We start from the raw sequence: 9082 nt of genomic DNA on the forward strand, positions 1-9082 counted from the left end.
CGTCAGGGCACAAGGTCTTGCGCCCCTACCCCGCCGGATTTCTCACAAGTTAGCGATCGCCTACGAGGGGCAAGTACGCCATCGCAATTCTTACGATCGCTCTAATCAAAGTAAAAAACTCAAGTTTTCATGACCTCGATCCGCATCAATTAAATTCACCTGCTTGAGAGCTATTTTCCATTTGCCATACTGCTGGTGCAATCTGTGTAAGTACCAACCAGCAAAGGTTTGCGTCTGTCCTTGGCGAAATTCGTGAATGAGAAAGTTGGAACGAATTTTGACTTCTTCTTCCTTTGCACACGAAAATATTTCAATATTACTAATTATTCGGCTAGTACGCGATCGCGGTGTTTGGGCATAAGCAAAACCACACTGCAACCAAAAGACCTTATCTTCTAAGCGTCTGTGGTCATCGAAAGCGATGGATACTTCTTTTCTAGGGTCTCCACCACCTGGAATAGTAGGAATCCAATAAAGGCATTTGTTAGTAAATAACCCCAACCAATCATCAAATTTACCATCATCCAGTAACCGTGCTTCCAGAAACAGTAATGCTTTGCACTCTAACTCAATTGATTGATTAACTGCTTTTCCTTCATTTTCCCACTCTGGAAGTCTTTTAATTAATTCATGATAAAATTCCCGATCCACGTAATAGGAATCTCGTGAACTTTTGGGATTTTCTTTATTATATGAATTCATGTCAGTGTGTACGTTGTTGATAAAGCCAGAGATTGCATCATCGCCAGTGCCCGTATCGATGATGTCCCCGCTCTTATTTTAGATACCGACGCAATACTTCTCGGTTAAGGATTTTTAACTCGGCATTGGGTTTGGGGAAAAGGTTAAAGGGTAAAGGTTAAAGGTTTTTTCTTTCCCCTTTCCCCTTCCCCTTTTCCCCTTAACCGACAAGTATTGGGAAAGGATGTATTCAAAACCTTTCACCTTTCACCTTTCCCCTTTAACCGAACCGTATTGGGTTGTACCCTTTGTTGGTTTCTATATCAGTGATTGTATAGTTGCCAGTGCCAGTTTTATGGAGAGTTTAGAAAAAGTAAGTTTAGAGTCTAAAAGACTGATTTTGCAAACGATTTCGTTGGAAAATACAGAAGATGTATTTCGAGAATTTACAAGCGAAATTACCACCTTTATGTATCCGAAACCAGCCCAGAGTCTCAGTGAAACTAAAAAGATAATTAGAGAGATGATTCTACAACGAGAAAATCACACTGACCTAGTGTTGGTAATTCTCAAGAAAGATAGTTTAGAGTTTTTAGGAATTTGCGAGGTTGGCGCTATTGATACTCAGACACCGGAGTTAGGAATTTGGCTCAAGAAATCCGCTCATGGTCATGGTTTTGGTAGAGAGGCAATTAATACACTCAAAGACTGGGTGGATAAAAATTTGGAATACAATTATCTTTCCTACCCTGTTGATAAAAGAAATATCCCCAGCCGGAAAATTGCGGAAAATCTTGGGGGTAAAGTATTTCGGGAGTTTCAACAGATTAACAAGAGTGGCGATCTTCTGGATGAGATTGAATACAGGATTTATAAATAAACGGCATCTCCTGCTAAATGTGCAAAAAATACTTTTTAAATGATTAAAATTATCGCATCTCGCCAAATTCCTTGATATTGCGCAGATACAGAGTAATCTATACTACTCTTTAGACAAGGGATTGTACCACTGATCCTTTGCCAAGAGTAGTTGATCTGACTCAGGTGGCCCCCATGTATTTGGCTCATACTGATAAACAGGTGTGACGTTATCAAGAATTGACTGGACAATCCGCCATTCCTCTTCGACAGTATCTTCCCGTACAAACAAGGTGGGATCGCCTCGCATAGCATCACCCAATAAACGCTCATAGGGTTCCATCTCATCGCCACCTCCATAAAAGGCCAGGAGTTCAACCGCAGAGCCGATCATATCTTCTCCAGGGATTTTAGTGCGAGCGCCCAATCCCACAATTACCTCTGGATCTAGTAAAAAACGAACATAATTAGCGTTTTCTTTTCCTCCCTCCTGGAACACATCTAAAGGTGGACACTTGAATTTGACCATCACCTCAGTAGTTTTAACAGGCAATTTCTTCCCAGCCCTGATGTAGATGGGAACTCCTGACCACCGCCACGTATTAATAAATAACCGCACGGCAACAAAAGTTTCTACTTGGGAGTCAGGCGAAACACCTTCTTCGTTGCGGTAATCAGAAAATTGACCGCGAATAATCTCATTGGGTTGCACTGAAGGTATAGCTTTGAGAATACGCTCTTTTTCATCCCGGATGGAATCGATAGCAGTACTGGCAGGAGCATCCATGCACACTGAAGCCAATACTTGCAGCATGTGGTTTTCCACCACATCCCGAATTGCACCAGTCTCCTCATAGAAGCGCCCCCTTCCTTGAATGCCAAAGTCCTCTGCCATCACAATCTGGATGCTTTCAACATAGTTGCGATTCCAGATAGGTTCGAGAAAAGAGTTGGCAAACCGAAAATAGAGTAAATTCAGCAGTGGTTCTTTGCCCAGGTAATGGTCGATGCGATAGATGGCTGATTCGGGAAAAACTGATGCCAGAATTTGGTTTAACTCGCGTGCTGATTTCAAATCCCGTCCAAATGGTTTTTCAATTACCACCCGCGCATTTTTAGCACACCCTGATTCGCCCAATCCTGATACTACTTGTGCAAACAGGCTGGGTGGAATTGCCAGATAGTACAGGGGACGAGTAGCATCACCAAGGGCTTGACGTAATTTTTCGTAAGTTTCTGGTTTGTTGTAGTCACCAGCAACGTATTGGAGTAGTCCAGAAAGTTTCTCAAATGCGTCTCGATCTATACCACCATGATGTTCTAGGCTATCACGTGCCCTTTCTCTAAGTTGCTCCGTCGTCCAAGGTCGTCCGGCAACCCCAATCACTGGGACATTAAGATTGCCCCGTCGTACCATTGCCTGAAGGCTAGGGAAGATTTTCTTGTAGGCCAAGTCACCTGTTGCCCCAAAAAATACCAGTGCGTCTGAATCAGGAGTTCCCATGACTAACCTCTTTAGGAATTAGCTTTTTTATGATGTCCGCCAAACTGATAGCGCATGGCTGATAAAAGTTTGTTGTCATGCACTTAACACCGATTCATCAATTGCTGCGATCGCACTCCAGCAACTTTCACCAGAATTCTCTTACTTGTATTGGAGTCCGACTGCTTGATAAATTACAGGGTTTAAGACCCTGACTACGAATCTGGCTTCTAGATTTTTTCAATTGGCATCAGAATTATACTCAGGGATTTCCGAAAAATAAATCATACCAATTTGGGATTTTAGATGAAAAATTCTTGCAACTCTCAGATATGCATAGAATGTCTACTCAACAACTTGAAGAATAACACCCCAGTGGATAGAAGAGACAGCCAATAGAGTATGCGACATTACGATGAGGAATTTCTCAGAAAAGACAATTGATTTGATTTGGGCGATCAAAGAATTTCTTAGTACCCACCAATGCTGAACTCCTTAGAGAAAGAAATTCTAGAGCAAATGTTGTCAGAATTAATCAGATAGTAATTTATTTTTCTTAAAAATCAGAGTTGGCAGTAATTAAATAATGGATTTATTTGACCAGCATCTTGCAAAAATAACTGAAGAAGAAGCACCCCTAGCGGCTCGGATGCGTCCACGGACACTTGATGAATTTGTTGGTCAAGACCATATTATCGGACAAGGGAGGCTACTGTGGCGTGCGATTAGCTTGGATCAACTGTCTTCCTTAATCTTTTCTGGGCCGCCAGGAACTGGCAAAACTACTTTAGCTCGTGTTATTGCCAACACCACCCGCGCTCACTTCATCGCTATCAATGCTGTACTTTCAGGAGTCAAAGAAATTCGAGGGGCAATTGAAATAGCCCAACAACAGCGTAAGTTTCATAATCAACGAACTATTCTTTTTATCGATGAAGTCCATCGTTTTAATAAGTCTCAGCAAGATGCCCTATTGCCTTGGGTAGAGAATGGTACAATCATTCTCATTGGTGCTACCACCGAAAATCCTTTTTTTGAAGTCAATAAAGCACTTGTCAGCCGTTCGCGGATTTTTCAACTTCAGCAATTAACTGATAAAGATTTATACAAAATTGTTGAGCAAACGCTAGCTGATTCGGAACGCGGTTATGGCAAGTTAACAGTAGAAATTGACGCAGACGCTTTAGATCATTTAGTTAATGTTGCTAACGGTGATGCTCGTTCATTATTAAATGCTTTGCAACTGGCTGTAGAGACTACACCTCCCGATGCTACAGGTGTTATTCATATTCCCCTAGCAGTGGCAGAAGAATCAATTCAGCAACGTGCTGTTTTATACGATAAAGAAGGGGATGCCCATTTTGATACCATCAGTGCTTTTATCAAGAGCTTACGAGGTTCTGACCCAGATGCAGCACTCTACTGGTTGGCTAAAATGGTTTATGCAGGTGAAGACCCCCGATTTATCTTCCGTCGGATGTTAATTCTAGCTAGCGAAGATGTCGGATTAGCCGATCCACAAGCAGTTGTCGTTACAAATGCCTGTGCCGAAGCATTCGATCGCGTGGGGATGCCGGAAGGACGTTATCATTTGGCGCAGGCAGTACTTTATTTAGCAACTGCACCAAAATCCAATAGCCTGATGGGCTTTTTTGATGCTTTAGCCGCAGTAGAAAATGAAAATGTTGCAGAAGTTCCCACTCATCTTAAAGATGCCAGTCGGGATAAAAAAGGTTTTGGACATGGAGCAGGTTATCTCTATCCTCACGCTTATCGAGATCATTGGGTAGAACAGCAATATTTACCCACCAGCTTGCAAGGTCAATTGTTTTACCAACCATCAACCCAAGGTTATGAACACCAAATCGCTACACAAGTGGCGCGTCGTCGAGAAGCTCAACTTGCTGCAATAGTAGAAGGTATTGGTGTTGCACCAATGGAAATCATGACTTATGGAACTGTTGACCGAGCAGATGAGCGCTGGTTGCAACGCACACTTTCTCAGGTAAGTACACAATTAGCATCTGTGCGCGATCGCATTTTCACTTTCGCTCAATTACAACGTCATCATTTAGTATTGGATCTAAATGCCGCCACTGGTTTACTTACTTGGGAAGCAATCCGACAAGTTCCAGAAGGTGGGGTTTATGCCTGTGTTCGCGATCGCTCTGATGCCAATGCTTTAATTGAACAAGCTGCGGCACTTCCTGAAACAATGCGACCAATAGTTTTTACTGCATCTTTTGCACAGATACCTGCTATGCTGGCATCTCTTGCACCAAATGTACAGTTTGACTCTATTATCGGGCGCAATGTATTAGCCTCCCAAGCGGATAAGGGACTTGCTGCTCAAATTTTAGGTCAATTGCTCCCGCACTCAGTCAAGCTTATTTTAGCTGAGACAGTACCTCGTCATACCCAAAGGTTTTACCGCTTACTGCCCAGCCAAAATCTTGATGCGCAATTGTATGAGCGATTAGTTTTAGCAGAAGAAGCTATTTATACAGATGCTTCTGACCCCATGCTTAACTGGGACGCTGACGATTTGCGCCACGCTTTTGCTTCAAATGGACACTACGTACAAGTGGTTCTTGAACAGTATTTGACACCAATGCACATCTCTGACAATTTTATCAAGCGTTTATTTACTGCTAATCTTAATCGACCAAGTTATGGCGATCGCCTGGCCGCAAATTTGACAACTGAGGAAATACAGACTATTAAAAATTTGTTTATTCGTTACTTACTCAACCAAACCGTTAATTGGTCAAGCAGTGTGGCATTTTTAAATATTAGTGGATGAACACTTTCTGGCTATCAAATCACAGTTGTGGGTAGCCGCAAGCGAATTGCTTCTCTTCTCTACGAGAAGCTACGCGAACATTCTGCGTTTTCCTTTCATTGATTAGAATTGGATGGCAACAGACTGTTTAAATTTTTAATTGTGATGGTTTGACGATCAGACGCTGCACCGATAAGATTTGCACCATCTGGACTTAGCACAGCATCATGTTTAAGTCCATCAACATCAGAAATATATTTGTCATTCATCCAATTCCACAAGTTTGTGGAACAACAATCGTTAAAAATGATTGTTTGACTATCAGGAGTAATAGTTAATGAATTTAATGAACTAGAATACCCCGGCAATGTTTTTAAGAGTTTTAAGCTTTGAGCATCCCAAACTTTAACCATCCAAATTGTACTGAGTTCTTGACGATCCATCCCGCCAGTGACTATTAATTTACCATCAGCGCTGAGGGCGATTACCTCAACTCCAACAGAATGAGCCGCCCAGCTTTGGATAAACTTTTGTTGACGTAAATCCCAAATCTTGACTCCACCCAGGCTACCAATATATAAATTTTGATTATCTTTGCTGACTGCTAAAGACAAAACATAACCACGAGTATTGACTCGCTGTTGAAGTTTACCCTGAGGTAAATTCCAAACTTTTACAACCGGATCGTTCATACTCCCAGTAACCAAAGTTTGAGCATCAGCACTGATATTTAAGGCTTGGACTTCTCCTAAATGTCCGGGAGAAAAGGTTTTATCTAATGTGATACTTTTATAATTCCATTTTTGAATTACGCCTGTAGATGTACCTACGACTAAAGTTTGATTATCTGGACTTATAGCGATAGATTGAATTTTGCCAGAAAAGACGCTCAAGGTTTGTTGCAGACTCTTGCTGTTAATATCCCAAACTTGAATTTTGTTCTCCCAATTCCCGCTGATGAGTGTTTGGTTATCTGGTGCGATCGCTAAAACTCCAATATGTTCTGGTATTTTCCAGGCTGGGATAGCTGGTGTATGAGTCGAGATATCCTTTTTTGAAACTTGTTGCTGTGAGTCAGCGTAAATTTGTGGTATTTGCCAAAGTGGTGTCAGCATATACATCACCAGAAAAATCACCACATCGACAATCAAAAACCACTTGCGATCGCGTGACTTTTTAACTGGTGGATTCGCTGGGTGTATAGTTTGATGTGCGCTAATAGCTGCGATCGCTTCCGGTAACTGATTAGATATGTTTGTCGCCGCCTGAGATGTCAGCTTTAAATATACTTGCTCGCTCAACTGAAGAATTTTAAATTCTAATGGTAGTTCTTGACGATTAGCTGAAATAAAACCTAGCCCATTATAAAACTGTTTATCTTTACGCCAACCTAGACAGTACAGGGGTAGGGTGATTTGCGGCTGAATCCGAGCTAATAACAACCTCGTCATTTCTTGTGGTTGATATTGTGGCTCAATATGTAAGTTAAATAATATCGAACAGGTCGTATTATTACCAAATTGAACGTAACCTATTGGGCGTTTATCTTTTTCAATTATTAACTCTTGCCATCTAAAAATAAAGCGATTCAAAATGAAGTATAAGGAGATGAACCATAAAGCGATCGCAATTCCCGAAACTGGTAGTTCCAGTAAATAATAATCAAATTCCGCTATCCAGGTTAAACCCAAAAGGGCTTTGATAAAGCTTAAAGTTAGACTAATCACCACAAAACTGCCGCTTGTCATCAAAGCAAGTACAGTCAAAATATAAAGTAGAGATTTTCTAAATCTTTGCCGATGCCAAAAGGTTTTGTAAATTTGCCATTGCTCTTTAACATCATGGAAGGGGCGAATAGAAATCCCAGGTGGTAAAGGTAAACTTGTTGATTGATGTTCGCCGATGGGAATTGGTGGTTGCAATAATACCATTGCAGGTAGTTGATACAATTGCAATTCTTTGGGCTTATTTTCCTTGGGAAGAGCGACAAACCCAAATCGTTCATAAAATAATTTGAGATGAGGAAGATAAACTAGATATACAGGTAAACTAACATTTTCTAGGCAATTCCAGAGTAACAGTGAGCCAACACCTTGGTAGCGATGTTTAGGAGCAATATAAATGTTAGACAGTATATTATATTTTTTTCTCGCTACAAAGAATGCCCAGCCAACAATTTGCTTTTGATATTCAACAAACCAAACTTTATCATTGATATAATTGCGTGACATTAAATATGCAGAAAGTATGTATATACCAAATCCAAATGCAACTGCACCACCCATATACAAAAATACAAAAAAATCACTTGGGCTGACTGCTGAAGAAATAATCTGCCAATCAAAGAAGTGATTTGGCGGTTTTCCATACTCAAATAAATATGCTTTATAATTTATCTCTAATCTCTTGACAAATATTTCTAAAACTGTTCGGATACAAAGAACTATCCCTAAGATAGATGTCAAAATAAATATCCAACCAGAGTATTTAGAGTTGTGCGCTTGTAGCTCTGCAACAGTGCCCGTACGGAAGGAGTATCCTGAAGATGGTTTTTCAGATGAAGACATCGATTAATCAACCTATTAATAGCTGCACGCCTGAGAAAATATTTGTGCGATCGCTCTCAGCTTTTCACGCAACTCAGATGATGGAGAACCGCAATTACACCGAAAAAATATAGAAGGCAGTCCTGATGAAACAAGTTTCATAGTCAAGCATGAAAATGCAATGTGAGACTGAATAGATACTCATCGAAGGAGCATTGTCAAGTCAGCCTGTTGTTTTATGGAATTTATGGCTGCTTATGCGTCTCGCTTCGACTTAGAACGATATGGGATGATTCTCCGGGTGACTCCGCGACAAGCAGATATGTTAATTACTGCTGGCACAATTACTATGAAGTACGCGCCTAACCTCCTGCGGCTTTACGAACAAATGCCAGAACCTAAATACGCTCGTGCATTACTTTCATACCCAGGTTAGCGCAGTTGATGATGTCAGCCCAAGTGTTCACAACACGACCTTGGGAGTCAATTACAGATTGGTTGAAGTTGAAGCCGTTCAAGTTGAACGTCATTGTGCTGACACCCAGTGCGGTGAACCATTAGCCCAAATTTTTGCCAAGCTCACTTCCTTGAGACGTATTCATCCCATTTTCACAGGCATTGAAACCTCGTAAATTGGCTAATACCAATTTAATATGAAGCTGCATATAATAGAGGGAAGCAAACTTGATAAATTTGAATACTCATGAGCCGTCCTTTTGAGATTGAAATCGC

6 protein-coding genes and 2 pseudogenes are annotated in these 9082 nt (G+C 41.0%); 4 read left to right on the forward strand and 4 right to left on the reverse strand.

What is annotated here, in order from left to right; translation table 11 throughout:
- Nucleotides 1-105: 105 nt before the first annotated feature.
- Nucleotides 106-702 carry an aromatic-ring-hydroxylating dioxygenase subunit beta gene (locus tag V7K53_RS29185; RefSeq protein ID WP_335200952.1) on the reverse strand — a complete coding sequence of 199 codons (597 nt, stop codon included), beginning with the start codon at nucleotides 700-702 and terminating at the stop codon, nucleotides 106-108.
- 223 nt (nucleotides 703-925) lie between these two features.
- Here V7K53_RS29185 and V7K53_RS29190 point away from each other — a divergent pair, with 223 nt between their 5' ends.
- A complete protein-coding gene (locus V7K53_RS29190) occupies nucleotides 926-1561 on the forward strand; it encodes a GNAT family N-acetyltransferase (RefSeq protein ID WP_335200953.1) in 636 nt (211 codons plus the stop codon).
- Nucleotides 1562-1663: 102 nt separating this feature from the next.
- Here the strand turns inward: V7K53_RS29190 and zwf are convergent, their stop codons facing one another.
- Nucleotides 1664-3043, reverse strand: coding sequence for a glucose-6-phosphate dehydrogenase (gene zwf / locus V7K53_RS29195; protein ID WP_335200955.1), 1380 nt, complete (start codon nucleotides 3041-3043; stop codon nucleotides 1664-1666).
- A gap of 565 nt (nucleotides 3044-3608) precedes the next feature.
- On the opposite strand from zwf, the gene V7K53_RS29200 reads away from it, so the two are divergent.
- The gene (locus V7K53_RS29200; protein WP_335200956.1) at nucleotides 3609-5825 is read left to right on the forward strand and encodes an AAA family ATPase; all 2217 of its coding nucleotides are present in this window, start codon (nucleotides 3609-3611) and stop codon (nucleotides 5823-5825) included.
- Nucleotides 5826-5920: 95 nt separating this feature from the next.
- Here V7K53_RS29200 and V7K53_RS29205 read toward each other — a convergent pair whose 3' ends face one another.
- A complete protein-coding gene (locus V7K53_RS29205) occupies nucleotides 5921-8371 on the reverse strand; it encodes a GNAT family N-acetyltransferase (protein WP_335200957.1) in 2451 nt (816 codons plus the stop codon).
- Between V7K53_RS29205 and V7K53_RS29210 the strand changes: the two genes are divergently transcribed.
- Together V7K53_RS29210 and V7K53_RS29215 are read left to right on the forward strand one after the other, a co-directional pair.
- The gene (locus V7K53_RS29210; RefSeq protein WP_276512104.1) at nucleotides 8362-8484 is read left to right on the forward strand and encodes a hypothetical protein; all 123 of its coding nucleotides are present in this window, start codon (nucleotides 8362-8364) and stop codon (nucleotides 8482-8484) included. The genes V7K53_RS29205 and V7K53_RS29210 overlap by 10 nt on opposite strands.
- An 89-nt stretch (nucleotides 8485-8573) precedes the next feature.
- Nucleotides 8574-8768, forward strand: a pseudogene (locus V7K53_RS29215) (NADH-quinone oxidoreductase subunit B); the annotation flags it as partial.
- Here the strand turns inward: V7K53_RS29215 and V7K53_RS29220 are convergent.
- Nucleotides 8749-8907: pseudogene (locus V7K53_RS29220) on the reverse strand (photosystem II q(b) protein); the annotation flags it as partial. The pseudogenes V7K53_RS29215 and V7K53_RS29220 overlap by 20 nt on opposite strands.
- Nucleotides 8908-9082 lie beyond the last annotated feature (175 nt).

This window comes from Nostoc sp. (assembly GCF_036917355.1).
Classification (GTDB): Bacteria; Cyanobacteriota; Cyanobacteriia; order Cyanobacteriales; family Nostocaceae; genus Nostoc.